Origin of the sequence: Amycolatopsis sp. WAC 04197 (assembly GCF_003947475.1) — a bacterium.
Lineage (GTDB): Bacteria > Actinomycetota > Actinomycetes > Mycobacteriales > Pseudonocardiaceae > Amycolatopsis > Amycolatopsis japonica.
Genome location: NZ_QHJK01000002.1, coordinates 22026 through 47669, shown reverse-complemented (window position 1 = coordinate 47669; position 25644 = coordinate 22026). Strand labels below are relative to the sequence as shown.

Below are 25644 nucleotides of genomic sequence, written 5' to 3'. Positions count from 1 at the left end.
CCCTTGCTCTTTTCGGTGATCCGGGACCGGCCGTGGTATGGGTCAGGACTCGGCGGCGGCCTTCAGCCGGGCCAGCGTCGCGGCGATGTTCGCCCGGTTGGCGTCGTCCCGCTTCCAGACCCCGGTGAACAGCGACGTCGGCCCGCGCAGCCAGCCTGGCCGCCGGTCCCACGTGCTCTCGACGGCCACGCAACCGTCGCCAGACGCCTCGATGTCGTACTGCCAGCGCGCGACGGGAAGCCCGGCGACGGTGGTCACCTCGAACGCGAACCGCTTGCCCTCGTCGGCGTCCGTGATCGTCGAGAGCGTGCTCCAGCGACGGAGACCGCGGCGGTTCCGGCCGCGGAACTTGGCGCCGACGGCGGCCCCCGCGGCTCCGACCCAGCGGTGTCCCTCGTACTCCTCGGCCATGCCCGCGAGCACACCCGGGTCACTGACCAGGGAATACACCTTCTCGGGCGGGGCGGCGATCGCGATCTTTCCGGTGGCGCTGGGCTGAGTCATGACATACCTCCGTACTGAGGGTATGTGAAATACCCTCAGTTGTCCCGGCGGAGCATGCGGCTGATCCCGGCCGCGACCGTCGTCGCCAGCACCCAGCCCGACGCGGTGAACCCGGCCGCGACCCAGTTGTCCATGCCGTGCATGTACCAGCGCGACTTGTTGCCGAAGTCGACGATCGGGACCAGCAGGTCGATCGTGTACAGCACCGGATTCCACTGCAGTCCGGTGTCGTCCTGGTTGACCAGGCAGCGCGGCCCGCTCACCGTGAGATTGGGTTTGGTGACGCAGTCGTCGACCCCGAACCCGAACCACAGACTGCCCAGCACCAACAACGTCAACAGCCAGCCGAGCGCACGCACCGGACGGAAGCCGTAGCCGACCATCGACCGCTGCAACCAGCTCCACACGTGCACGCCGGGCCCGAAGAACTTGAAGCCCTTCGCGAGCGCCTCGTACCGGAACTGCTGTTTCTTCAACAGCACCGTGGAGGCGTGCTCTTCATTACCGGACGCGCGCAGCGTCGCCGCCAGCTGGTCGTAGGGGCCCGGGCGGTAACCGTCCATCGCCTTGCGCAGCAACACGATCCGATGGTCGATCGCCCGGTCGTCGTCGAGCGCGATGTCCTCTTGCAGTGCGTCGTAACGGAAATCCTCCAGCTCGATCCCCGTCGCCGACGCCCAGAACGCCTCGTTGTCACCTAGCGTGCCGCAATGCGCCCGGCGCAGCACAATCCGGCCGTCCGGCGGCACGGCGGGCGTGAGCAGGAATTCGTCGGCCGACACGTCACTGCCGTCGAGCGCGATCCCGTGCTGCGGCAGGGAACCGAGCCGCGCACCACGGAAGTCGACGCGTCGTGCGATCTGCGCGCCGTCGAGGTTGACCCCGCCCTGCGCGACGAACGGACGTTCCTTGTTCTCGGTGAGGATCAGATCCCGGCCGATCCGCGCGGTGCGGACGTCCAGCGAGTAGCTGGTCCGCGTGCGCGCGCCGGGCTCGGTCAGGCTCGTGCCGAAGAGGTTCACGCTGCCGCCGATCTCGGCGCCCTGCAACCGCAAGGTGCCCTGGACGGTCGCGTCCGTGAGCTGGAAGTTGCCCGCGATCTTCGCGCGCCGCGCGGAAAAGACGTCGCGGCGCGGGTGCAGGAACATCGAGTTCCACGCCAGCACGTTGCCACCGACGGTGATGTCGGCCATGCGCAACTGACCGGACGGCACCCGCAGGCTCGTCGCCTCGAGATCGCCGCCGATGGTGGTCCCGTCGAGATGGATCGCGCGGTCGTAGTAGGGAATGCTCTGCCCGCGGACGACCTGGACCTCGGCGCCCGCCAACCGCAGCGAACCGCCGATACGGGCGTTGACCATCCGCAACGTCCCGGTGGCCTGCATGCCGTCGCTCAGCTCGAGATTCCCGTTGACCGTCGAGCGATCCGCGACCAGCGCGGGCCGCGGATCGATGTACGGATCGTTCGATTTCCACGCGTCGACGACGATCGGCCCCGACTGGTTCACCGAGAGCTTGGCCTCGCGCAGGATGATGTCACTGTCCACAGTGGCGCTCGGCAGGTACATGATCCCACTGGCGGAGAAGCGTTTACGCTGCGCGGCGGGCCCGTAGTTGTCCACCTCGCACAGCAGACTGCCGCCGATGTGGATGCCGTTGCCGTTGAGCGCGAAGCCGTCCCGGTTGTTCAGCGTCGCGCCGGAGAAGTTGACGTTACCGCCGGCCCGCATACCCGGGATGCGGACTTCTCCGTTGGCCACCAACCGATACGCCAGCAGCGCGCCGACGATGTTGACCCGGTCGGCCTGGATCGCCTTGCCGCGAGGATGCGTGATCACCGTGCGGGTCAGCACGACCGAACCCTCGATGACCGCGTCGGTGAGATTGACCGCCGCGTTCGGCATCCCTCGCTCGCGGTCGTCGCCGCGCTGGACCGTGGTCTCCTCGATCTCGTGCTCGGCGTCGACGTGCACGACACTGCGGATGAGGCGGACGTCGTTGCGGGTGCGGAGGTTGCGCGCCTTGAGCCCCGGCAGCCAGCACTTGCGGAACACCAGCCCGAGCAGATGCGCCTCGCGGACGTCCGGCGGATGCTCGAACCGGCACCGCTCGAAACGGAACAGATACTTGATGTCGGCGGCGCGCAGATCGAGCGTCCCGGTGATGTACGCGTCCTCGACCTGCACGATCGGCGCGTTGGTCGCCTGGCGGCGCCACCGGAGCAGCCCCGTCGTCCCCGGCTTCATCAGCTCGGACGCCGGGACCTCGTACCGCTTGTCGGGGTTCGGGTCGAACGGGTCGAGCGGCGGCAAGGACGTGTCGCCGTTCTGGTCACCTTCCCCCGGATCGCGCGGCCCGTTGTTGCGCCGAAAACCCGGCATCGTTTCGCTTCCCTCCCCCGTCGTTCCTCGGCCCCCAGCGAAGCCGATCACGCACGGGGTTCGCAAGTGGCCCGGGACAGTGGACCGGAACCTGCCACGGGACCGCGACGGCAGAACGGCCGACTCGGGTGCTGGAACAGGCCGTTTGCGGCCGCGGTGGTGATCTTGGGCGGATTCGCCGCCGGGGCGGTGGTTCGCTGCTACGGTCACTCACCGGAGTCGGCGGTGGACTATGGGTAGGTCGCGCCCATCGTGGCCCGTGCGGGGAGGCACGACATGAAGCGTTTCTTGTTCTTGGCTGCGGCGATATCGCTCGTGGCCGGTGGCTGCGGCACACAGGTAACCGGCACGGCGACGACGAGTGCACCACCCTCGACACGGCTTCCGTCCGATGGCGCGCCGGCAGTCGCGGAACCGATCATTGACACTGCAGCCATCGAGGCAGACCTGTGCAGTGACATCTCCACAGCCGAGATCGAGGCGATCGGTGGCAAGGTCAAACGGACCATGACCGACGACGGAGCCATGGGCAAGAGTTGCGGTTGGATCTTCGAACCCGGCCCCAGCAGTGTGACCGCCAGTCTCACCCCTGGAAACAAGGACGGTTTGAGCAGCCTGTATGCCAAGCACGCGCAGAGTGGCCTCTCGACCTTCAAACCTATCGACTCGATCGAAGGCCACCCGGCGTGATTTATGACAACGGCGGCGAAGGGAAAGGGCGCTGCGTGCTCGCAGTCGGCATTCGAGACGACCTCACTTACACAGTGACTCCGCTGCTGACCACAGGGAACCCGATCCTGTCCGATCCCTGCGGCATGGCGATCAAGGTGGCAGCCGCAGCGATCAAGAATCTCAACAAGTCCTGACCAGCCCGAACGGTGACCTCCGGAAATGCGAACAGGAAGGCTCGCTGAAATGCGACGGCTCGTCATCGCCGCGGCGATCACCTGCACAACTTTGCTACTCGTGTCGGGTTGTGACGGCACCACGACCTCAGCGAGTCCCGCCCCCGCGCCCGCCTCGTCAGTAGGTCTACCGCGAGCCGGTGCCCCGGCTGTACAAAGTCCGCTGAAGACCGACCTGTTGATCACGGATCCCTGCGGTGCCGCCACCGAGGGGGAGGTCGAGGCCGTGGGGGGGGGAACACTCAAAAGCGCAGCGGCCGAGGACATCGCGAACGGGCGAGGTTGCGCCTGGATCTTCGCGAACTCCGCAGGGAACATCAGCGGCGCATTGAACGTCAGTCAGCCCGATGACCTCAGTCACCTCTACGCCCTCAAAGCACAAGGTAGCGGTCTCACGACGTTCAAGCCCCTACCGAACATCGCCGGATACCCAGCAGTCCAGTACGCGAATGGCGGAGAAGGCCGGGGCGCCTGCCAGCTCGCGGTGGGACTCCGTGACGACGTGACATACGTCCTGGTCACACAACTACGGCGCGGCAGTGCCTACCTGGAGGACCCGTGCGGCTTGACCGTCAAGTTCGCCGAGTTCGCTGTCCAGCATCTGAAAGCGGCCCAATGACCTGAAGCGGCTGGAAGGTGGGAATCCTCGATCAGGATCAGCCGACCCCGCGCCCTCATCGCGACCTCCAAGATCGCGAGCGAGAGCATGGACGTGCCCGCCGGGTCAAGGCACGACCAGAACGCCCCTTTCTGCTGACGGCAGGGCAGAAGACACCTACTCAAACCGGACAAGCGCCCTCTATCAGACCAGATCACGCTGAAATCCCATCTTTCGACGGTGATCTTCCACAAAGGGGCTGATCAACGGTTTACCTGCTGCTATGGTCACCGATTGGAGTCAATGGTGAACTACGGGTAGGCCGCGCCCCTTCGCGGCCCGTGCGGGGAGGCACGACATGACAGGACCGGGAGCCGGCCCTCAGGGGGTCTACAACCAGCTGAACACGACGCCGCCACAGGTACCGCCTTCAGGCTCGGGGCTGATCCAGGGGGCCACCGCAGCACCGGCGCAGGCACCCGCGCCGGATTACACCAACCTAGGTGCCAACCAAGCCCAGGCGGACTTCGCCGCAGCGTCCTCGAACGGCGGCTGGGAGTTCGACTCAGAAGCCATGAGCAAGGTCATCGAGTCGCTCGAGGACTGCATCGAAAACAATTTCAGCAGCGCCATGAGGGAGGCCGCGCACCTGACCGGTATCGACGCGATGGGTGACGAGGTCGCCAGCCAAGGCTACGTCAAGATCGCGAACGAGTCAGGAGCCTCTTACCAAACGTTCCTGGACGGCGCACGCAAGTTCACCAGGGCCTACGCCGACAAGCTGGTGGAAATCAAGACCGCGTACGAAAAGCAAGACCAGGCTGCGATCGACGCTCTCCGTTCCGTTGGAAAGGCTCTCTGAATGCGTGCTCGACTCCTCTCCGTTCTCGCTGTGGCTGCCGTGCTCACGGCAGGATGCAACGGGGAAACCGGCGGTAAGGCCGAGCCGTCGACACCCAAGTCTGACGCCACGACCCTCCCACGCGCGGGGGCTCCCAAAGTGACAACCCCGTTGAAGACGGAAAAGTTCACGACCGAACCTTGCAGCGCCGCGACCGATACAGAGATCGGAAGCATCGCCGGGAAGGTGAAGAGCTCGAAGGTGGAGCAGGTCGCGGGCGGCCCGACCTGCTCGTGGATCCTCGCCGACCTCGCGGGCTCGATCAACGGGGGCCTGAACGTCAGCCAGCCCGAAGGCTTGAGCCATCTCTACGCTCTCAAACAACAGGGCAGCGGCGTCACGACGTTCAAGCCTGTGCCTGACATCGCCGGATATCCGGCCGTCGTTTTCGCGAACGGCGGTGAAGGTGCGGGCAACTGCAATCTGGCTGTCGGACTCCGCGACGACATGATGTACACCGTGGTCACGGCTCTGTTCGACGACAGCCCTGCGTACAACGACCCCTGCGGTACCAGCGTGAAGCTGGCTGAGCTGGCGATTCAACGTTTGAAGGCAGCACAATGACCTACAGCGGTTGGGAAATCTTCACCAAACTCAACGCCAACCCGAACCACACGAAACGGTTGGACGCGGCGCAGGTCGCTTCTCATCACCTGATGGTCGCCCATCAGGAAATGAGTCAGACGCTGGAGAAGAGCCAGACCGCGCTCAGCACGTTCTGGAAGGGCAAGGCTGCCGACAGCGGAACAGCAGGCCTCGCCCCGCTCATCGCGACGTCCAAGATCGCCGGCGAGAACATGGACCGCGCCCGCCAGTCGATGTTCGACCAGAACGCCTCCTTCCATTACACGCGCGGCAATGTCCGCCCGGTCGAGAAGGAGCGCGCGGGGGACAGCGGGCCCGAGGACATCCTGTCCATCGGCGCGAGTGACGACGAGATCGCGGCGGCGAAGTTCGACGCCGACACCAAGCACAACGTCGAGATCTACGAGCCGTACTACCAGAGCACCCAGCCGCGGCAGCAGTCGCTCGCGCCGGTCTATCCGGCCGCGCATGATCCGAACGTGTCGGCGGGGCCGATCACGCCGGATCCGATCGATCCCGGGCAGACCAAGGTCAGCGGGTTCAGCGGCGGGCCGGGCGACTCCGGGCGGCACAGTGCTCCCGGTGGGTACACAGGCGGGCCGAGTTCGTACAGTGCGCCTCCGGGGGCCGAGGGGTATCAGGCGCCGAGGCCGCCGCAGGTTCCGCCGGCGCCGAGGGTGCCGCAGATGCCGCGGCCACTGCCGTCTCCGCGGCCGAACGACCAGACCGACCTTTCCCGGGTGAACGACCGGATCCAAGCGAAGCCGATCGACTATCGCCAACCCGGCTTCGGGCCCGGCGGGCCGGGCACCGGTGGACCCGGTGGCGGCAACGGCTTCGGGCCGGGATCGGGCGGTTTCAGTGGCGGTTTCGGGCCCGGCGGCGGGTTCGGGCCGGGTGGGTCGACGGGCGGGCCGGGGAGTATGGGGCCCGGTCGCGGCGTCGGCGCCGCGATGCCCGGTGAAGGCGCGATGCGCGGTACGCCGGCGGGCGGTGCCGCGGCGGCGGGTCGTCCCGGCGCGCCGGGTATGGGCGGTGGCGGCATGGGTGGCGGCGCCGGCAAGGGCAAGGGCGGCGAGGACGAGGAGCACCAGCGCAAGATCACGCTGCAGGAAGAGGACGGCGACTCCCTCTTCGGTGGTTACGACGGTGACAAGCCGGTTCCGCCGGTGATCGGCGCGTAACGTGCTGCAGAAACCCGTCGAACTGACGCTTCAGACCTACGAAACCCTGCTGGACCAACACAATCTCGGCGACATCCATCCGACGCTCGTCCGGGGCGCGCAGTGGTACCTGCCCGAGGAACGGCGTGAGCTCGCCGCCACCGCGCAGTCCGAATTGGACAGACAAGGACTGCTCAGACGCGGCAAGATCGACGACGAATTCCTCGACACACTGCGTTTCCTGCAGCGGCCGGCCGTTGAGTACTACTCGTGGGTGAAGTCCGAGGGGCGTGAACGGACGGTTCGCGCCGCGGGAAGTGGCCGGGAAGCGGTCAGCGTCGTTCTGGTCGACAAGGTCGTCTACCTGACACCGACGCGGCCGGACACGCTGGCGCAGGATTTCACCGGCCTGCTTCCCGAGGCACCCGCCGCGCGCACGCCGTCCTTGAACTGCTCGGAAGCCGATCTCCAGGTCCTGATGAAGGGCGAAATGCTCACCGGCTCCGGCCCGAGCATCCGCGACGCCAAGAAGATCCTCCAGTGGATCCGGTCGCCGCACACCTTCTTCGGCAGGCTTTACGTCGCCATCCGTGACGGCGGCGGCAACCGGAAACGCGTCGAAAGGCCGCCGGGCTGGATGGACACCGAACACGGCCGCGTCGTGTTCGGCCCGGACACCAAGGGCTGGGTGAGCCTCATGGGTGCCGGGCCGCACGAAATCGCCGCGAAGGTCGTCCAGCTGGAGTCGCAGCTTCGCGGGCGCTAGCCCTGGTGGTTCGGGTTCAGGACCCGCGAGAGGAACGTCTTCGTGCGCTCCTCCTGCGGGTCCCCGATCACCTGGTCCGGCGCGCCCTGCTCGACGACGACACCGCCGTCCATGAACAGCACGATGTCGGCCACTTCACGCGCGAACTGCATTTCGTGCGTGACGACGAGCATCGTCATACCCTCTTGCGCGAGTTGCCGCATGACCGCGAGGACGTCGCCGACCAGTTCCGGGTCCAGCGCCGACGTCGGCTCGTCGAACAGCATGACGTCGGGATCCATCGAGAGCGCCCTGGCGATCGCGACACGCTGCTGCTGCCCGCCGGAAAGCTGTGTCGGCAGCGAAGACTCCTTCTCCGCCAGCCCCACCTTCGCGAGGTTTTCCCGCGCGACGCGTTCCGCCTCTTCCTTGCCGCGCTTCAACACCTTGCGCTGAGCGACGGTGAGGTTTTCGAGCACGCTCAGGTGCGAGAAGAGGTTGAACGACTGGAAGACCATGCCGATCTTCGTGCGGGCGCCGTCGATGTCGACGTCCGGATCGGTGATCTCGCTGCCGTTGACCACGATCTTGCCCTGCTGCGGTTCCTCGAGGAGGTTGACGCAGCGCAGCAGCGTCGATTTGCCGGAACCCGACGGGCCGATGATGCAGACGACCTGGCCGCGCTGGACCTCCAGGTCGATGCCCTTGAGCACCTCGAGCTCGCCGAACGCCTTGTGCAGTCCCGAAACTTCGACGATCGTCTGGGTGCTCATACCGTTCCTCCGCCGGGCACTCCGGCTCCGTATTTCTTCTCTAGCCGCTGCTGCAGGATCGACAGCGGAATGGTGATGACGAGGTAGCACAGACCGGCGACGACGATCGGGGTCAGGCCCTTGGCCTCCAGCAGCGCCTGACGGCTGAACTGTGCGAGTTCCTGCTGCGCCGGGGTGGTGCCGAGCAGGAACGCCAGCGAAGAGTCCTTCGTCAGCATGATCAGCTCGTTGGCCAGCGGCGGCAGGATGATCCGGAACGCCTGCGGGATCACGATGGTGATCATCGTGCGGGCGGGTGACATGCCGAGCGAACGCGCGGCCTCGATCTGGCCGCGCGGCACCGCCTGGATACCGGCGCGAATGGTCTCCGCCATGTAGGCCGAGGACACGATGCCCAGCGCCAGCATGATCGCGACGTTGCGCGGCAGCTGGGTGTTGAACGCCGTGGGCACACCGATGCCGACGGCGAGGAAGATCAGCAGCGCGGGCAGACCGCGGAAGAACTCGATGTACCCGCGCGCGAACCAGCGGTACGGGCCGACCGAGGAAAGTCTCATGAGGGCGAGCACGAGGCCCAGCCCGAGGCCGAGCGCGAAGCCCAGCGCGGTGAAGATGACGGTGTTCTTCAGCGCGACCGTGATCACGTCCGGGAACTGCTTGGCGGCGACTTCGAGATCGAAGAACGCCTTGCCGATCTTGCTCCAGTCGGCCAGCAGCGCGAGCACGATGACGATCACCAGCAGCAGGACGTATTGCCCGGTCCGGAACGCCGAACGTCGCTGGCGGCGGCTCAAAGCCATTTCTCTCCTCAAACAGGTGGCGACAAACCTGTGGCCGGTGCGCTGGGCACCGGCCACAGGGGACGGATTATCAACCGGCGGTCGGGCTGCCCGGTTGCCAGGTCGGCGCCTTGCCGAACCACTTCTGGTAGATCTGCGCGTAGGAGCCGTCCGCCACGGACGCCTTGAGCACCTCGTTGACCTGGCCGAGGAGGGCGCTGTTGCCCTTCTTCACGCCGATGCCGTAGAACTCGTTCGTCTTGAACTCGGTGACCACCGTCGTGTCCGGGTTCGTCTTCGCGAAGTCGTAGAGCACGCCGTTGTCGTTGACGCCCGCGTCGACCGTGCCGTTCTTGACGGCCTGCTCCAGCAGCGCGAGGTCGTCGAAGGTGACGATCTCGGCGCCCTTCGCCTTCTCCTTGGCGTAGTCGGCGCCGGTGGTGGCCGACTGGACACCGATCTTCTTGCCCGTCACGTTGGAGAGGTCCTTGATCGGCGAACCGGTCTTGACCAGCAGCGCCTGGGTCGCCTCGAAGTACGGGTCGGAGAAGTCGAACTTCTCCTTGCGCTTGTCGGTGATCGTCATACCGGCCGCGGCGAGGTCGCACTGTCCGCTGTTCATCGCTTCGCCGGACTCGATGTTCTCGAAGGCGATGTCGACGATGCTCTGCTCGACACCCAGCTTCTTGCCGACCAGGTCGACCAGGTCGACGTCGAAGCCGACGATCTTGTCGCCCTGCTTGACCTGGAACGGCTGGTAGGGCAGGTGCGTGCAGGTGGTGACCTTGCCGGACGCGACGAGCTGGACGCCGCCGGCCGCGGTTCCGCCTTCCTCGCCGCACGCGGACAGCGCACCCGCGGCCAGGGCGAGCGCCGGGATCAGGGCGAGCGCTTTGAATCGAGCCACGTCGTCACTCCTCGTAGTTCCCATGTGTCGAGAGCACGCATATTGCCACTCATCCGGCGGCAATCACAGCACTACGACGTTACAGCGCCGTTTCGGCCGTCACGGGCGTTGCATGAGGTATCGCGCCGACATGGCAGGGTGAGCGAGTATGGCGACCATGAACAACAACTCGGCGCCCCGTCTCCCACCTGCGGGCCGCCGCCCGCGGACGACGACGTCGGCCCGGCGCGCGGCGAAACCCGGGGCGCAGTTCGACGGCTATCTTTCGCCGTCGCGGCCACACGCGGGCGCGTACGACGAGATGTTCACCCCCGACGGCACGGTCCGCCAGCCGTACCGCGCGCTGTACGAATCGATCTCCGCGCTGACGTCGGCGGACCTTTCGTCCCGGTCGGCGGCGATCGACCGGGCGATGGTGGATCAGGGCATCACGTTCTCGCTGTCGGGCCAGGAACGCCCGTTCCCGCTCGACCTGGTCCCGCGCGTGATCACCACCGCCGAATGGAGCAAACTCGAACGCGGTGTGGCGCAACGGGTCCGCGCGCTCGAAGCCTTTCTCGCCGACGTGTACGGCGACCGGCAGATCCTGCGTGACGGCGTTCTCCCCCGACGGCTGATCACCTCGTGCGAGCATTTCCAGCGCGAGGCGTTCGGGATCAACCCGCCCAATGGCGTCCGTATCCATGTGTCCGGTGTGGACCTGGTGCGCGACGAGGAGGGCACCTTCCGGGTGCTGGAGGACAACCTCCGCAACCCGTCCGGCGTGTCGTACGTGATGGAGAACCGCCGCACGATGGCGCGCGTGTTCCCGGATCTGTTCGCCCAGCACCGGGTGCGCCCGGTCGGCGATTACGCCTCGCATCTGCTGCGCGCGCTGCGGGCGGCGGCCGCGGCGAACGTCGCCGACCCGATGGTCGTCGTGCTGACACCCGGCGTGCACAACTCCGCGTATTTCGAGCATTCGCTGCTGGCCAGGCTCATGGGGGTCGAGCTGGTCGAGGGCCGCGACATGTTCTGCCGGGACAACGTCGTCTACCTGCGCACCACCGAGGGCGAACGGCAGGTCGACGTCATCTACCGGCGGATCGACGACGAGTTCCTCGATCCGGTGCACTACCGGCCGGATTCCGTGCTCGGCGTGGCCGGGATCCTCAACGCGGCGCGCGCGGGCAACGTGGTGATCGCGAACGCGGTCGGCAACGGCGTCGGCGACGACAAGCTCGTCTACACCTACGTGCCCGAGATGGTGAAGTACTACCTCAACGAGAAGCCGCTGCTGCCCAACGTCGACACCTTCCGGTGCTGGCTGCCGGACGAGTTCGACCACGTCATGCGGCATATGGACGAGCTGGTGATCAAACCGGTCGAAGGTTCGGGCGGGTACGGCATCGTGTTCGGCCCGGAGGCGACCCAGGCCGAGCTGACCGCGCTCAAACGTAAAGTCCGGGCGAACAAACGCGGCTGGATCGCCCAGCCGGTGGTCCAGCTGTCCACCGTTCCGTCCAAAGTGGACGACAGGCTGGCGCCGCGGCACGTCGATCTACGGCCGTTCGCGGTCAACGACGGCAAGGAGATCTTCGTCCTGCCGGGCGGGCTGACCAGGGTCGCGCTCCCGGAGGGCAGTCTGGTCGTCAACTCGTCGCAGGGCGGCGGCTCCAAGGACACCTGGGTACTCGCGCCGCGCTCCTCGACGGCGGAACGGGAACTGGACCGGCCCGCGCTCGGCGCACTGTCCCAAGTGGACGGTCTGGTCGCCGAACAGGGTCCCGAGCTGACCACCACCCAGCAACAGCAGCAGCAACAGGCATAAGGGAGGTTGATGTGCTCGCCCGCAACGCGGAATCGCTGTACTGGATCGGCCGGTACGTCGAACGCGCCGATGACACCTCCCGGATCCTCAACGTCTCCGTGCACCAGCTGCTCGAAGACGCGAGCGTCGACCCGGACCACGCGAGCCGCCAGCTGCTCGCCGTCCTCGGCATCTCGCCGGAGGGCATGGACACCCTCGACGTGTGGAAGCTGACCGAACTGGTCGCCTACGCCAAGGACAATCCGGCGTCGATCGTCGGCTCGATCAACTCGGCCCGCGAGAACACGCGCGGCGCCCGCGAGGTCGTCTCGACCGAGCTGTGGGAATGCCTGAACGCGACGTGGAACGCGGTGCCGGACAGGCAGCGGTACGCGCGCCGCGCCGGACCGCACGCGTTCCTCTCCTTCGTGGAGGAGCGCGCGGCGATGTTCGCCGGGCTCGCCGATTCGACGATGAGCCGCGACGACGGCTGGCTGTTCATGGTGCTCGGGCGCTCGGTCGAACGCGCGGACATGGTGGTGCGGCTGCTGCTTTCGCGGGTGCAGGACAGCGCGTCGTCACCCGGCTGGATCACCGTGCTCCGTTCGGCGGGCGCGCAGGACACCTACCTGCGGACCTATCGCGGCGCGCTCGACGCCGCCCGGGTCGTGCAGTTCCTGTTGCGGGACACGCTCTTCCCGCGTTCGGTGTTCCACGCGTTGCGCCAGGCCGAGGAATGCCTGGAGCGGCTGGATCCCGGTGTCAACTCGCGTGCCAACGAGAAGTCCGAGGCGCTGCGGCAACTCGGCCGCGCGCGCAGCGAGCTGGAGTTCCTGCGGCCGTCGGATCTGCTGGAGGACCTGCCGAAACGGCTCGGCGCCCTGCAGACCTCGATCAAGGACATCGGCGACGCGGTTTCGGTGCAGTACTTCCATTCGTCGCCTTGGGTGGCCTGGAGCGGTGCGGAGGTTTCGCTGTGACCTGGCAACTTCGGGTGGCCCACCGGACCGGGTACCGGTACGCGACGCCGGCCACGCAGTCGTACAACGAGGCGCGGCTGACCCCGCGCTCCGACCGGCGGCAGACCACGGTCGTGAACCGGGTCGAGACGACGCCGGCGACCCGTGCTTACCGGTACACGGATTACTGGGGCACCGTCGTGACCTCGTTCGACCTTCACGCGCCGCACACCGAGTTCACCGTGCTCGCGACGTCGGTGGTCGAGACCGCCGACGAGGGCGAGCCGGTCCGTTCGGCGACATGGAAGGACCTCCGCAGCGACACCGTTGTCGACCACCGCACCGAGTACCTGACGCCGACGCCGTACACGCCACGCGATCCGGAGCTGACGAAGGTCGCGCGCGAACTGCGGAAGGGGCTCGACCCGGCGGAGGCCGTGCTCGCGGTCTGCGAATGGGTCAACCAGCAGCTGAAGTACCAGCCGGGGACGACCGGCGTGCACAGCACCGCGACCGACGCGTGGCGTGCGCGCGAAGGGGTTTGCCAGGACTTCGCGCATGTCACGCTGGTGATGCTGCGCGCGATCGGCGTCCCGGCGCGCTACGTCTCCGGGTATCTGCACACGAAACCGGAGGCGAAACTCGGCGAGACGGTCGAAGGCGAAAGCCACGCCTGGGTCGACGTCTGGACCGGCGGCTGGTGGGCCTACGACCCGACGAACGCGATCCCGGTCGGGCCGCGGCACGTCTGGGTCGCGTACGGCCGCGACTACGCCGACGTGCCGCCGCTCAAGGGCATCTTCACCGGTGGCGGTCAGTCCACTTTGGACGTCTCGGTGCAGCTGACCCGGCTGACCTAAGCCCGTCGCCTGAGCAGCAGCCAGAGCAAATAGGCGCCGCCGAGGGCTGCCGCCACGACGCCTGCGGGCAGCAGCGAGGACTCCAGCAGCCGCTGGCCGAGGTAGTCCGCCGCGACGACCAGCGCCGCGCCGACGAAGGCCGAAGCCGCCAGGTTGGGCCCCGGCAGACGCGTCATCCGGCGCGCGAGCTGGGGCGCGGCGAGCGCGATGAACGGCAGCGGCCCGGTCGCGGCGGTGGCGGCGGCGACCAATGCGACCGCGACCAGCACCAAGGTCAGGCGTACGCGATGGACGTCGACGCCGATACCGGTGGCGGTGTCGTCGCCCATCTCCAGCATGCGCAGCGCGCGGCCGTTGGCGAACACGACCGGGGCGAGCACCGCCACCGCGATCGCTAACGGCACGAAGAAGCTCCAGTCGCGGCCGGCGAGGTCGCCGACCAGCCAGCCGACGGCCTGCGCGGCGGCTTCTAGGTTCGCCTTCACCAGCAGGTACGAGTTCACGCCGACCAATACCGCGCTGACCGCGATCCCGAGCAGCACCAGCCGCGAGCTCAGCAGACCGTGCGGTGCGCACAAGGCCATCACGACCAGCGCGGTCAGCAGCCCGCCGGCCACCGCGCCGACGGAGACGAGCCCCGGACCGGAGCCGAAGAGCAGCAGGGTCACGATGCCGCCGGTCGCCGAGCCGGTGGTGAAGCCGATGATGTCCGGGCTGCCGAGCGGGTTGCGCGTGATCGTCTGGAAGACCGCGCCCGCCAGTGCCAGCGCGGCCCCGACGAGGATCGCGACCAGCACGCGCGGAAGCCGTCCCATGACGACCAGGTACTGCGCCTTCGTGCCCGAACCCGCGAGTGTGGCGAGCACTTCGCCGGGGCTCATCTCGTAGTCGCCGGTGCCGACGGAAAGCACGACGAGCGTCAGTGTCACCAGGGCCAGCGCGGCGACGACGATCACCGATCGTCCGTCCACACCGGACTCACGGCGGACGAGCGCGGTCATCGGCGCACCGCCTTCAGTCGCCGGGCCACGATCACGAACGCGATCCCGCCGACGACGTCGGTCATCACGCCGACCTGGATCTCGCCCGGCGAGCCGAGCAGGCGGCCGAGGACGTCGCAGCCGAGCAGCAGCACCGGCCCGAGCAACGCCGAGATCAGGAGCACCCATCGCTCGTCCTGGCCGATCAGCGTGCGGACGACGTGCGGGATCATCAGGCCGACGAAGGCGATCGGCCCGCAGGCCGCGGTCGCCGACGCCGAAAGCAGGCCGACGGCGACCATCCCGGCGACGCGGACGAGCGCCGGATTCGCGCCGAGACCGCGTGCCGTGTCCTCGCCGAGCGCCAGCGCGTTCAGCGCGCGGGCCAGCACGATCGCGATCACCACCCCCGCGACGAAGAACGGCAGCAAGACCGACAGCTGGTCCAGGTTCCGGTTCACCAGCGAGCCGACCAGCCAGAACCGCATGGCCTGCAGGTTGTGCGTGTTGACCATCTGCATGCCCTGGTTGATCCCGACGAACACCGCCTGGACGGCGACACCGGCCAGCACCAGCCTCAGCGGGCTCGTCGCGCCGCGTGTCCCGCCGATCACCGAGACCAGCGCGGTTCCCGCGAGTGCCCCGGCGAAGGCGAACCAGACGTACTCGCCGGGCGAAGTCACCGAGAACAGCGTCGAGCCGAGCACGATCGCGACGGCGGCGCCGTGGTTGATGCCGAGCAGACCGGGTTCCGCGACCGGGTTGCGCGTGATCGCCTGCATGAGCGAGCCCGCCAGCGCGAGCGCCATCCCGACCAGGACACCCAGCACCGTGCGGGGCAGGCGATCGTCGCGGACGACGACGTCGTTGTAGCTCCCGTCGTAGGCGAAGAGGGCGTGCAGGACTTCGCCGAGCGAGAGGCGGTTCGAGCCGAAGCCGATCGACAGCAGGATGACCGCGGCAAGCGCTACCAGCGACCCCGTCAGGACCAGCGTTCTCAAGGAAACGCTGGTTCTCCGGGTTGTGCCGCGCTCCGTGACCTGGACCATGGCGTTCACGATAAGGGAAGGCTAGCCTAACGCCGAACTTCGGTCCCTCGCTGAAAGAAGATCTCCATGCACCTCTCCCGACGCGGCTTTCTCGCCGGCACCGCGGCGCTCGGCGCCACCGGCCTCCTGACCGCCTGCGGCTACCAGGACGAGACGCCCGCGCAAGGAGGGGGCGCGACCTGGTCGTTCACCGACGACCGCGGCCGGAAGCTCGAAGGCGAGCGGCCGACGCGGATCGTCGCGCAGGTCACCGCGGCGGCGGCGCTGTGGGACCTCGGCGTGAAGTCGGTCGGGATCTTCGGCCCGTCGAAATTCGCCGACGGCAAACCGGACCCGCAGGCGGGCGGCGTCGACCTGAACGCGGTGACCTCGCTCGGGAACGTGTGGAACGAGTTCAACTTCGACAAGTTCGTCTCGTTGAATCCGCAGCTGCTGGTCAGCGTGATGTACCTCAAGGACCAGATGTGGTACGTCCCGGACACGCAGACGGAGAAGGTCGACAAGGCCGCGCCGAGCGTCGGCGTCCGGCTGCAGGACATCTCGATGCCCGAAGGGATCGCGAAGTTCATCGCGCTCGCGAAGGCGCTCGGCGCCGACACGGAGACTCCGGCGATCAAGGCCGCGAAGGAGGAGTACGAGAAGGCTGACGCCGCGCTCGCCGAGGCGGCGAAGAAGGCCGCTGGGCTGAAGATTCTCCTCGTGTCCGCGCAGAAGGACGCCGTCTACGTCTCGAACGCGCCGAAGTTCGCGACCTCGAAGCACTACCAGAGCAAGGGGCTGGACTTCGTCACGCCGGAGGCGCCGGACGAGAGCCAGGGCGGCTACTACCAGCAGATCAGCTGGGAGAACATCGGCAAGTACCCGGCCGACGTGATCATGTACGACAACCGCGGCGGTTCGCTCTCGCTCGGCCCGGACGGGCTCGGCGGCGTGCCGACCTGGGCTCAGCTGCCCGCCGTGAAGGCCGGGAAGCTGATCCCGTGGAACAACGAGACGCCGTTCTCCTACCAGCGTTTCACGCCGCAGCTGACGGAACTGACCGCGGCGCTGAACAAGTTCGCCTAGCCAAGGAACTCCCGTAACGCCGCCGCGAGGTCGGCCGGATTCTCCTCGGCCATGTGGTGCCCGGATTCGATCGCGAAGCCGCGGACGTCGTCGGCCCATTCGCGCCACACCGCGATCGGGTCGCCGTACAGCTCGGCCATGTCGTCGCGGCTGGACCACAGCATGAGGACGGGACAGCCGAGCTTCCGCCTGGCCGCCTTGTCGGCGTCGTCGGCTTCGCGGTCGGGCCCGAGGCCGGCGCGGTAGTCCTCCAGCATCGCGTGGACCGTCTCGGGATCGTGGATCGCGCGCAGGAAGTCGGCGTGGTTCTCCGCGCCCATCGCTTCGGGATCGCCGCCGTACCAAGCGTCCGGGTCGGCGTTGATCACCCGCTCGGCGGGTTTCGCGAGCTGGCCGAAGAAGAACCAGTGCCACCATTTCCGCGCGAAGTCCGCGTCGGCCCGCGCGAGCGCCTCACCGATCGGGACGCCGTCGAGGACGACCAGTTTGGTGACCGCTTCGGGGTGGTCCATGGCCAGCCGATGCGCCACGTAGCTGCCGCGATCGTGCCCGGCGACGGCGAACCGTTCGTGGCCGAGATGCCGCATGAGGGCGACGATGTGCCTGGCCATGGCACGTTTCGAGTGCGCCGAGTGGTCTTCGGCGGTCTCGGGTTTCGAGGACTGGCCGTAGCCGGGGAGATCCGGGCAGACGACGGTGAACGCGTCCGCGAGCCGCGGCGCGACGTCGTACCAGGTGGTGTGGGTGCGGGGATGTCCGTGCAGGAGGACGAGCGGCGGCCCCGATCCGCCGTGGCGGACCCTGAGGGTCACTTCGCCCGTGTCGACGTTTTCGAGCTCGAAGCCTTCGAACATGATCCTCCCGCGCGTGCGATGAAAGGTCCTTTCCTGGCAAATTTTGCTAGGAAAGGACCTTTCATCGCAGCGTGAGCCGGGAGATCAGCTCTTGGCGTGCGCGTCCAGGATGTGTGCGACCGCCTCGGTGACCCGCTGCGCGAAGTCGATGTTCAGCCACTCGTCCGGCACGTGGATGTTCGAGTCCGGCCCGCAGGCGCCGGTGACCACGAACTGCGCGTCCGGGTACTTCTCGCCGAGCAGCCCCATGAACGGGATCGATCCGCCCATGCCGAAGCTCTTGTGCGGCTCGCCGAAGACCTCACCGCTGACGTGGTGCAGCACCTCGTCGAGCCACGGCGCGGTGTCCGGCGCGTTCCAGCCGTTCTCCGCCTGGAAGTCGCCGAGCTCCACCGAAGCGTCGTACGGCACGTCGGTGGTGAGCACGCGGCGGACCGCCTCCATCGCGGCCTGCGCGTCGGCGGTCGGCGGCAGGCGGAAGCTCAGGGTGAGCGTGGTGCTGGCGCGCAGCACGTTGCCCGCGTCGGCCGGGAGCGGGAAGCCCTCCGCGCCGATCACCGACAGCGTCGGCCGCCACGAGTTGTTGAGCAGCAGTTCCAGATCGTCGTCGGACACCGTCCGGCCGACCACCGGGAAGAGCGTCTTCGCCGCACCGGGAGCGATCTCGACGACACCGCGAGCGTCCTCCACGCGGTTCTCCGGGATGTCGACGCTCAGCTCGGCGAGCTTGATCTCGCCGGTCTCGGCGTTCTCGATCCGGTCGAGCAGGACACGCAGGACGCGGAACGAACTCGCCACGATGCCGCTGGCCATGCCGGAGTGCTGCGCGGACTCGAGCACCTTCACGGTGACGTTGACGTGCAGCATGCCGCGCAGGCTGGTGGTCAGCCACAGGCGCTTGTAGTCGGTGCCGCCGGCGTCGAGGCAGACGACCAGCGAGACCGCGCCGAGCTTCTCCTTCAGGTGCTCGACGTAGGCGGGCAGATCCGGGCTGCCGGATTCCTCGCCGGTCTCCAGCAGCACGACGGCGCGGGAATGCTCGCCACCGGCGGCGCGCACGGCTTCGATCGCCGTCGTCGCCGCGTAGCCGGAGTAGCCGTCGTCGACCGCGCCGCGGCCGTACAGCCGCCCGTCGCGGATCACCGGCGTCCACGGGTCGAGCCCCTCGGACCAGCCGCCCACCGGGGGCTGTTTGTCGAGGTGCCCGTACATGAGCACGGTGCCCTTGTCGGCGGCTTCGGACGTCGCCGGGATGTCGACGACCAGCAGCGGGCTGCGGCCTTCGAGCTCCACGACCTCGAGCGTCGCGCCGGGGATCTCCCGCGCGGCGATCCAGGAGCGGACGTGCTCGACGGCGGCGGCGAGATGGCCGGTCTTCGCCCACTCGGCGTCGAACGCCGGCGACAGGGCCGGGATCGCCACCAGGCCGGACAAGCTGGGAAGGACGTCGTTCGTCCAGTTCGAAACCACGGTTTCGCGTACGGATTTCTGCTCCACGTCCGCCATCCTGCCACGGGTGCCGGAGAGTGGGATGGATCACAACGGCGGGCACGGATCGTCATCGCCCGCGCCGGACAGGACACCCGTCCGGGTCCGTCGTCCGCTGGTCGGCCCGCGGGTGAATCCCCTACTTTCGGCGGCCCCACACTCGGGCTTCCTAGCATTTTCCCTGATCAGGCACCCTTTCTCAGCAACAAATCAGCATCCGCCACTGACCAAAACGGCATCCGGCATGCCAGGATGTGCGCACGAACCGTCAACGCCGACGGTGACCCAGCGCTTCAGATCCGACGCGCTGGTCCCCGCCGGCGCAGTCACTGTGGCCGCCACAAGTGGCCGCCAGAGGCGCCGACATCAAGGAGAGCAGCGCATGCCGTCCGAACACTGGACGCACCCGGAACCTGGAGACGGTCCCGCCGCCGTAGCGGCGCAACCTTCCCCCGAACAGGTGATCGCCGGTTTGCGAGCAACGAGCGAAGGTGGCGCTGAGCTGACTCAGCTGCTCACCCCCGAAGGCGAACGGGTCTCCTCGCCGCAATTCGACCGCTACGTCGACGACATCGACGCCGAAGCCCTCAAGGGCCTGTACCGCGACATGGTCCTGGTCCGCCGCGCGGACCGCGAGGCCAACGCGATGCAGCGCCAAGGCCAGCTCGGCATCTGGGTGCCGCTGCTCGGGCAGGAGGCCGCGCAGATCGGCTCCGGCCGCGCGCTGCGGAAGGGGGACATGGCGTTCCCCAGCTACCGCGAGCACGGTGTCGCGTACACCCGCGGCGTCGACCTCAAAGAGGTGCTCGGCATCTTCCGCTGCACCGACCACAGCGGCTGGGACTACAAGGCCCACGGCTTCCACCCGTACACCATCGTGATCGGCAACCAGGTGCTCAACGCCGCCGGTTACGCGATGGGCCAGAAGTTCGAAGGCAAGGTCGGCGACGACGACAGCGAAGCGACCATCTGTTACTTCGGTGACGGAGCGACTTCGCAGGGCGACGTGCACGAAGGCTTCGTCTGGGCCGCCGTCTACGACGCGCCGCTCGTGTTCTTCTGTCAGAACAACCAGTGGGCGATCTCCGAGCCCACCGAGCGCCAGTCGCGCCTGCCGCTGTACCAGCGCGCCCGCGGCTACGGCTTCCCCGGCATCCGCGTGGACGGCAACGACGTCCTCGCCTGCCTCGCGGTCTCCCGCTGGGCGCTGGAGGAGTGCCGCCACGGCAACGGCCCGGTGCTGATCGAGGCGTTCACCTACCGGATGGACGCGCACACCACCACCGACGACCCCACCCGCTACCGGCTCTCCGACGAGCTGGAGGAGTGGAAGCTGAAGGACCCGATCGAGCGCGTCCGGGCGTACCTCGCCCGCGGTGGCGGCGCCGACCAGGCGTTCTTCGACCAGGTGCAGGCCGATTCGGACGCGTTCGCGGCCGAGCTGCGCGACTACTGCTTCAACATGCCCGAACCGCCACCGGACCGGATCTTCTCCAACGTGTACGCGGAGTCCACTCCGCTGCTGGACGCGCAGCGTGAAGAGTTCCTGTCCTACATGGACGGTTTCGTCGGGGCGGGGGAGCACTGAAATGGCCGACCTCCAGAAACTCACCATCGGCAAGGCCCTCAACCTCGGCCTCCGGCGCGCCATGGAAGAGGACCCGAAGGTCCTGATCATGGGTGAAGACGTCGGCAAGCTCGGCGGCGTCTTCCGCATCACCGACGGCCTGCAGAAGGACTTCGGCGAGCAGCGCGTGCTGGACACGCCGCTCGCGGAATCGGGCATTATCGGCACCGCGGTCGGCCTCGCCGTCCGCGGTTTCCGCCCAGTGTGCGAGATCCAGTTCGAAGGCTTCATCTTCCCTGGCTTCGACCAGATCTCCAGCCAGGTCGCGAAGCTGCACTACCGGACGCAGGGCAAGATCAAGATGCCCATCGTGATCCGGGTGCCGTTCGGTGGCGGCATCGGCGCGGTCGAGCACCACTCGGAGTCGCCGGAGTCGCTGTTCGCGCACATCCCCGGCCTGAAGGTCGTTTCGGTTTCGAACGCCGTCGACGCCTACTGGGGCATCCAGCAGGCGATCAAGTCCGACGACCCGATCCTGTTCTTCGAGCCGAAGAAGCTGTACCACTCGGGCGCGATGAAGTCCGAAGTCGACACCGACACCACGCCGGACCCGCTGTTCAAGTCGCGCGTCGTCCGCGAAGGCACGACGGCCACCGTCGTCGCGTACGGCCCGTCGGTGAAGGTCGCGCTCGACGCGGCGACCGCCGCCGAGGACGAGGGCAAGTCCCTGGAGGTCATCGACCTGCGGACGCTGTCCCCGCTCGACCTGGAGCCGGTGTTCGAGTCGGTGCGCAAGACCGGACGGCTCATCGCGCTGAGCGAGGCGCCGTCGGAATCGTCGCTGACTTCCGAAATCGCCGCGCGTGTGCAGCAGGAATGCTTCTACTCGCTGGAAGCCCCCGTGCTGCGGGTGACCGGATTCGACACGCCGTACCCGCCGGCCAAACTCGAGGAGCACTACCTCCCCGATCTGGACCGGGTGCTGCACACCGTCGACCGTTCGCTCGCCTGGTAAGGGGGAAATCGCTGAAATGCCCGAGTACAAACAATTCCCCCTGGCCGACACGGCGGAGGGGCTGACCGAGGCCGACATCATCGCCTGGCAGGTCAAGCCGGGTGACACCGTGACGGTGAACCAGATCGTCGTCGAGGTCGAGACCGCGAAGGCCGCCGTCGAACTGCCCATCCCGTGGGCGGGCGTGATCACCGAACTGCTCGTCGAACCGGGCCAGACGGTGGAGGTCGGCGCGCCGATCCTCACCATCGACGTCGACCCCGGCGGCAAGGCGGCCCCGGCACCCACCGCTCCCGCGGCGGAAGAGCCGGCGGAAGAGGAGATGAAGCCGCTGGTCGGCTACGGCTCCAAGGCCGTCGTCACGCAGCGCCGGGCGCGGAAGGGTGCTGCTCCCGCTGCTGCTCCGGTGGCCGCGGCTCCTGCTCCCGTCGCCCCTGCCGCGCCTGCGGTCGCTTCGAAGCCGAAGGGCGGGTACGTGCCGCTGGCGAAGCCGCCGGTGCGCAAGCTCGCCAAGGACCTCGGCGTCGATCTGCACGCGCTCACCGGCACCGCCGACGGCGGCGTCATCACGCGTGACGACGTGCAGGCGGCCGCCAACGGTTCGGCCGCACCCGCGGTTTCGTCGTCCACTGTGTCCGATTCGGACAGTGGCTACGACCCCGCGACCCGGGAACGCCGCGTGCCGATCAAGGGCGTCCGCAAGGCCACCGCCGCCGCGATGGTGCAGAGCGCCTACACCGCCCCGCACGTCACGGAGTTCCTGACCATCGACGTCACGCCGATGATGGAATTCCGGGAGAAGCTGAAGAAGTCGCGCGAGTTCGCCGGGGTCAAGGTCACCCCGCTGACCTTCGCGGCGAAGGCCGTCTGCCTGGCGGCCAAGCGCACTCCGGACGTCAACGCGGTGTGGGACGAGGCGGCGCAGGAGATCGTCTACAAGGACTACGTGCACCTCGGGATCGCCGCGGCCACCCCGCGCGGGCTCGTCGTGCCCAAGGTCCGTGACGCGGATTCGATGTCCCTCAAGGAACTCGCGATCGCGCTCACCGAGCTGACCGACGTCGCCCGCGAGGGCAAGACCACCCCGGCGGCCATGCTCGGCGGCACGATCACCATCACCAACGTCGGCGTCTTCGGCGTCGACACCGGTACGCCGATCATCAACCCCGGCGAGTCCGCGATCCTGTGCCTCGGCGCGATCAAGGACACCCCGTGGGTGGTCGACGGCGAGATCAAGGTGCGCAAGGTGCTCCAGCTTTCGCTGAGCTTCGACCACCGCGTGGTCGACGGGCAGCAGGGTTCGGAGTTCCTGGCCGACGTCGGCGCTCTGCTGGCCGACCCGGCGGTCGCGATCACCTACTGACGTTTCGCGCGTGAAGGCCCCCTTCCCTCGGCTCAGTCGCGGGAAGGGGGCCTTCACGCGCATCTACTTCTTCGGCCCTGGCGGGTAGCGCCACCAGGGCATAGGGCTGGCCGAGGCCGGAACCGACTCCTTCACCAACGCGTTCCGCAAGCCCGCGAGCTTGGCTTGGATCGGCACGATCACGGGGACGTCGGAGCCGAAGTCGAACAGCTCTGGCTCCGGTTCGTGCGAGAAGAACATCCCGTGCGGCAACAGTGTCCCGCCCCATTCCCGGTTTTCCGCGCCGTCGGGCCTGCTCACCTCGACCGAGATCCAGAACGTGATCTTCGCGCCGTCCTTCTTGATCGGTGCCGGTTCGGCCCGCCAGCGGGTGAAGAGGTCCGCGAAGGGCCATTCGCTGGGATTGGCGCTCGCTTCGAGCGGGGTGCCGTGACGCGAATCCGTCGTGACGGCGAAGGTCAGGTCCTGGTCCGGGATCCGGGGATCGATCAGCGGCCCGCCCAGTTCCTCCGTCCAGTTCAAGCCGGCGAATTGCCGTCCGCCGGTGAGGACGGGGAACATCCCCTTCGCGCTGACCGCACCCCATCGCCAATGGGTGTGGAAACAGTGGAAAGCCCCCGGCGAGGACGGCAGGCTGCCGTCGTCGGCCGAAGGGAAGTGGTGGTAATTGTCCCAGGTTTGGAGATCGGGGCCGGTGTCGCGCTTCGTCCGCTCCCGGAGTCCCGGCCCGATCAGGTCGTGATGCAACGGTTTCTCCGCGCCCGCGAACACATCCTGCAGCAGTGGTGGCCTTCCGCCGTGGATGTTCTCGTCGGCGATCGAGAGACTGACATGCTCTTCATCGCGGAACACCCCGCCGAGGTCGTGTCCGTCTCCCTTCCGGTGCAGCGCCAGGTCGAACCGGAGGTCCGCGCGGAAGTACGACGGTCCGGGGAGATTCTCCTTGCCCGGTTTCAGCCGGAACTCCAGCAAGGGGAAGAACCTGGCCGCGCGGAGAACCGAGCCGGGTTCGTGCGCGGGATGTTTCGAGTACGCCCCGAACAGATAGCGCTGGCTGACGGTCAGGACATCGTTGCGGACACCGGGAATCGCGATCTCCGCCTCGTAGTCCACCCCGAGCCCGCCGACCACCGGATAGAGTGCGAAGTCGCCGATCGACTGCCCGCCGCGGACGAGTTCGTAGGGCGCGCTTTTCGCGAGCATGTCCTTCCCGAGGACGAAGGCCCGCTTTTTGGCCTTGAGCAGCGGATCCGGTCCGCCCGAACGGATCCGCGGCGGTGGCGCGGCGACCCAGACCCTCGGGAACCGGATGTCGGAGGCCAACGGATAGTCCCGATGCCAGACGGAGTCGAGGATCAGCCCGCCGTCGTCCAGCCGATCGCGGAACTCCCAGCCACCGAAGAATCGCTCAGCCATTCGAGCCCACCACTCTCAGCATCGCTTTCTCCGTGACGTCGTTGACCACGTCCCGGACCCGGGCGACGACGTCCCAGACACCGACCCCCACCCTGGCCGAAGCCCCTCGGGACAGGGAGACGAACTCGGCCGGCGCCAGCGGTGACCACGCCTGCCAGCTGTATTCGAACCGCCCGGAGCCGCCGACCGTGAGCGCTTCGAGGGCGACTCCGCCCGGAAACCGCGTGGGCACCAGCCGCACCGCCATCGAGTGCCCGCTCGCCGGAGAGATCACGGCGAGCTCCTCGCCCCAGCGAATCCAAAAAGGACAGATGGCGTCCCGTTCCTCGTCCTCGTCACCGCTGAGATAGATGAGCCCCGCCTCCTTCCCGTGGTCGTGATAGGTCTCCGGATCCGGTGAAGGCAGCCTGGCGACGGTCGTGTCCGCTACGAGCAGACGACAGGTGGATCCGAAGGAGCGGACCACCCCGGCGGCGTCCACCCAGATCTCCACCATCTCCCCGAACACCGGGACCGGCGGCTCGGCCGGAGACGGCCGGAGCGTGCGGGCGAAGCGGCAGACCGTGGTGCCGCCGCGATCGCCACCGCCTTCGGAGCCCGCCCAGGTGTCGAGCAGACGAAGGTCGCCGGGCACGATTCCGGCCAGGCGCCCGTCCTCCGCCGTGAGCCGGCGTCGCGCATCGGCGAGGAACGCCGCCGCGGCCTCACGCGCCTGGATCGGTGACGGCGGTCGAGGCCCGCCCGTCCGGCGGGCGCCGCCGAACCAGAGCGCCCCGCTGGCCGGATGCACCTGAAGCCGGCGCTCCCGCACGTCCGGGAACAGCGCGCGCTGGATCAGTTCGGCCTTGCCGCCGATTTCGGCGGGGTCTCCCGGGCGATAGATCCGGATCGACTCCTTGACCTTCGGCGGCCCGTGCGGCGGTTCGGGCCGCGACGGCGGGACGATCGGCTCGATGAACGGTGCTCCCGGCGGCGGGTCGTGATGGAACACCCGCATC

At 67.9% G+C, this 25644-nt stretch carries 25 protein-coding genes; 14 read left to right on the top strand and 11 right to left on the bottom strand.

The features are described 5' to 3' along the window. Positions 1-42: 42 nt before the first annotated feature. The gene (locus DMC64_RS07280; RefSeq protein WP_125732982.1) at positions 43-504 is read right to left on the bottom strand and encodes an SRPBCC family protein; all 462 of its coding nucleotides are present in this window, start codon (positions 502-504) and stop codon (positions 43-45) included. A 35-nt stretch (positions 505-539) separates the two neighbouring features. Next, positions 540-2885, bottom strand: coding sequence for a hypothetical protein (locus tag DMC64_RS07275; RefSeq protein WP_037334397.1), 2346 nt, complete (start codon positions 2883-2885; stop codon positions 540-542). A gap of 276 nt (positions 2886-3161) precedes the next feature. Between DMC64_RS07275 and DMC64_RS07270 the strand changes: the two genes are divergently transcribed. The 7 genes from DMC64_RS07270 (at position 3162) to DMC64_RS07245 (ending at position 7803) form a co-directional block, all read left to right on the top strand. Further along, positions 3162-3575 carry a DUF3558 family protein gene (locus DMC64_RS07270; protein ID WP_233629597.1) on the top strand — a complete coding sequence of 138 codons (414 nt, stop codon included), beginning with the start codon at positions 3162-3164 and terminating at the stop codon, positions 3573-3575. Continuing rightward, positions 3572-3751 carry a hypothetical protein gene (locus DMC64_RS43195; RefSeq protein WP_233629596.1) on the top strand — a complete coding sequence of 60 codons (180 nt, stop codon included), beginning with the start codon at positions 3572-3574 and terminating at the stop codon, positions 3749-3751. The genes DMC64_RS07270 and DMC64_RS43195 overlap by 4 nt, the downstream gene beginning before the upstream one ends. A 49-nt stretch (positions 3752-3800) precedes the next feature. Continuing rightward, a complete protein-coding gene (locus DMC64_RS07265) occupies positions 3801-4409 on the top strand; it encodes a DUF3558 domain-containing protein (RefSeq protein WP_125732981.1) in 609 nt (202 codons plus the stop codon). A gap of 337 nt (positions 4410-4746) precedes the next feature. Then, entirely contained in the window at positions 4747-5250 is a 504-nt protein-coding gene (locus tag DMC64_RS07260) for a hypothetical protein (RefSeq protein ID WP_125732980.1), read from the top strand. After that, a complete protein-coding gene (locus DMC64_RS07255) occupies positions 5251-5853 on the top strand; it encodes a DUF3558 domain-containing protein (RefSeq protein ID WP_125732979.1) in 603 nt (200 codons plus the stop codon). After that, positions 5850-7058: a hypothetical protein gene (locus DMC64_RS07250; protein WP_125732978.1), complete on the top strand. Its 1209-nt coding sequence runs from the start codon at positions 5850-5852 to the stop codon at positions 7056-7058. Before DMC64_RS07255 ends, DMC64_RS07250 begins: the two co-directional genes overlap by 4 nt. Position 7059: 1 nt before the next feature. Continuing rightward, positions 7060-7803: an ESX secretion-associated protein EspG gene (locus DMC64_RS07245; protein ID WP_125732977.1), complete on the top strand. Its 744-nt coding sequence runs from the start codon at positions 7060-7062 to the stop codon at positions 7801-7803. Here the strand turns inward: DMC64_RS07245 and DMC64_RS07240 are convergent. The 3 genes from DMC64_RS07240 to DMC64_RS07230 all read right to left on the bottom strand — a co-directional run bounded on the left by DMC64_RS07240 (position 7800) and on the right by DMC64_RS07230 (position 10241). Next, positions 7800-8555, bottom strand: coding sequence for an amino acid ABC transporter ATP-binding protein (locus DMC64_RS07240; protein WP_037334383.1), 756 nt, complete (start codon positions 8553-8555; stop codon positions 7800-7802). The genes DMC64_RS07245 and DMC64_RS07240 overlap by 4 nt on opposite strands. After that, on the bottom strand, positions 8552-9355 hold the full coding sequence (locus tag DMC64_RS07235; protein ID WP_037334379.1) for an amino acid ABC transporter permease: 804 nt from the start codon (positions 9353-9355) through the stop codon (positions 8552-8554). The genes DMC64_RS07240 and DMC64_RS07235 overlap by 4 nt, the downstream gene beginning before the upstream one ends. Positions 9356-9425: 70 nt before the next feature. Beyond that, entirely contained in the window at positions 9426-10241 is an 816-nt protein-coding gene (locus DMC64_RS07230) for a basic amino acid ABC transporter substrate-binding protein (protein ID WP_037334376.1), read from the bottom strand. A gap of 148 nt (positions 10242-10389) precedes the next feature. Between DMC64_RS07230 and DMC64_RS07225 the strand changes: the two genes are divergently transcribed. Genes DMC64_RS07225 through DMC64_RS07215 form a run of 3 tightly spaced genes read left to right on the top strand, consistent with a single transcriptional unit; the run spans position 10390 to position 13849 of the window. After that, positions 10390-12051, top strand: coding sequence for a circularly permuted type 2 ATP-grasp protein (locus DMC64_RS07225; RefSeq protein WP_199754932.1), 1662 nt, complete (start codon positions 10390-10392; stop codon positions 12049-12051). A gap of 11 nt (positions 12052-12062) precedes the next feature. Next, the gene (locus DMC64_RS07220) at positions 12063-13010 is read left to right on the top strand and encodes an alpha-E domain-containing protein (protein WP_016338202.1); all 948 of its coding nucleotides are present in this window, start codon (positions 12063-12065) and stop codon (positions 13008-13010) included. Continuing rightward, positions 13007-13849 carry a transglutaminase family protein gene (locus tag DMC64_RS07215; RefSeq protein WP_037334373.1) on the top strand — a complete coding sequence of 281 codons (843 nt, stop codon included), beginning with the start codon at positions 13007-13009 and terminating at the stop codon, positions 13847-13849. Before DMC64_RS07220 ends, DMC64_RS07215 begins: the two co-directional genes overlap by 4 nt. Here the strand turns inward: DMC64_RS07215 and DMC64_RS07210 are convergent. Both DMC64_RS07210 and DMC64_RS07205 read right to left on the bottom strand, forming a co-directional pair. Beyond that, on the bottom strand, positions 13846-14850 hold the full coding sequence (locus DMC64_RS07210; protein WP_125732976.1) for an iron chelate uptake ABC transporter family permease subunit: 1005 nt from the start codon (positions 14848-14850) through the stop codon (positions 13846-13848). The genes DMC64_RS07215 and DMC64_RS07210 overlap by 4 nt on opposite strands. Then, positions 14847-15878 carry an iron ABC transporter permease gene (locus DMC64_RS07205; RefSeq protein WP_233629595.1) on the bottom strand — a complete coding sequence of 344 codons (1032 nt, stop codon included), beginning with the start codon at positions 15876-15878 and terminating at the stop codon, positions 14847-14849. The genes DMC64_RS07210 and DMC64_RS07205 overlap by 4 nt, the downstream gene beginning before the upstream one ends. A gap of 66 nt (positions 15879-15944) precedes the next feature. On the opposite strand from DMC64_RS07205, the gene DMC64_RS07200 reads away from it, so the two are divergent. Next, positions 15945-16943 (top strand): ABC transporter substrate-binding protein, encoded by a 999-nt coding sequence (locus tag DMC64_RS07200; protein WP_125732975.1) that lies wholly within the window; start codon positions 15945-15947, stop codon positions 16941-16943. On the opposite strand, the gene DMC64_RS07195 is transcribed toward DMC64_RS07200, so the two are convergent. After that, complete coding sequence (locus DMC64_RS07195; RefSeq protein WP_125732974.1) at positions 16940-17797, bottom strand: alpha/beta fold hydrolase; 858 nt, start codon at positions 17795-17797, stop codon at positions 16940-16942. The two genes, DMC64_RS07200 and DMC64_RS07195, sit on opposite strands and share 4 nt — an antisense overlap. Positions 17798-17881: 84 nt before the next feature. After that, positions 17882-19294 carry a M20/M25/M40 family metallo-hydrolase gene (locus DMC64_RS07190; RefSeq protein WP_199754931.1) on the bottom strand — a complete coding sequence of 471 codons (1413 nt, stop codon included), beginning with the start codon at positions 19292-19294 and terminating at the stop codon, positions 17882-17884. A gap of 373 nt (positions 19295-19667) precedes the next feature. Between DMC64_RS07190 and pdhA the strand changes: the two genes are divergently transcribed. Genes pdhA through DMC64_RS07175 form a run of 3 tightly spaced genes read left to right on the top strand, consistent with a single transcriptional unit; the run spans position 19668 to position 23230 of the window. Further along, positions 19668-20873 (top strand): pyruvate dehydrogenase (acetyl-transferring) E1 component subunit alpha, encoded by a 1206-nt coding sequence (pdhA, locus tag DMC64_RS07185; RefSeq protein WP_125732972.1) that lies wholly within the window; start codon positions 19668-19670, stop codon positions 20871-20873. Between the two features lies 1 nt (position 20874). After that, complete coding sequence (locus tag DMC64_RS07180; protein WP_125732971.1) at positions 20875-21867, top strand: alpha-ketoacid dehydrogenase subunit beta; 993 nt, start codon at positions 20875-20877, stop codon at positions 21865-21867. A 16-nt stretch (positions 21868-21883) separates the two neighbouring features. Next, the gene (locus DMC64_RS07175; RefSeq protein ID WP_125732970.1) at positions 21884-23230 is read left to right on the top strand and encodes a dihydrolipoamide acetyltransferase family protein; all 1347 of its coding nucleotides are present in this window, start codon (positions 21884-21886) and stop codon (positions 23228-23230) included. Between the two features lie 63 nt (positions 23231-23293). Here DMC64_RS07175 and DMC64_RS07170 read toward each other — a convergent pair whose 3' ends face one another. Together DMC64_RS07170 and DMC64_RS07165 are read right to left on the bottom strand one after the other, a co-directional pair. Next, positions 23294-24646: a hypothetical protein gene (locus DMC64_RS07170; protein ID WP_125732969.1), complete on the bottom strand. Its 1353-nt coding sequence runs from the start codon at positions 24644-24646 to the stop codon at positions 23294-23296. Further along, the gene (locus DMC64_RS07165) at positions 24639-25643 is read right to left on the bottom strand and encodes a hypothetical protein (RefSeq protein ID WP_125732968.1); all 1005 of its coding nucleotides are present in this window, start codon (positions 25641-25643) and stop codon (positions 24639-24641) included. Before DMC64_RS07165 ends, DMC64_RS07170 begins: the two co-directional genes overlap by 8 nt. Between the last annotated feature and the right edge of the window lies 1 nt (position 25644).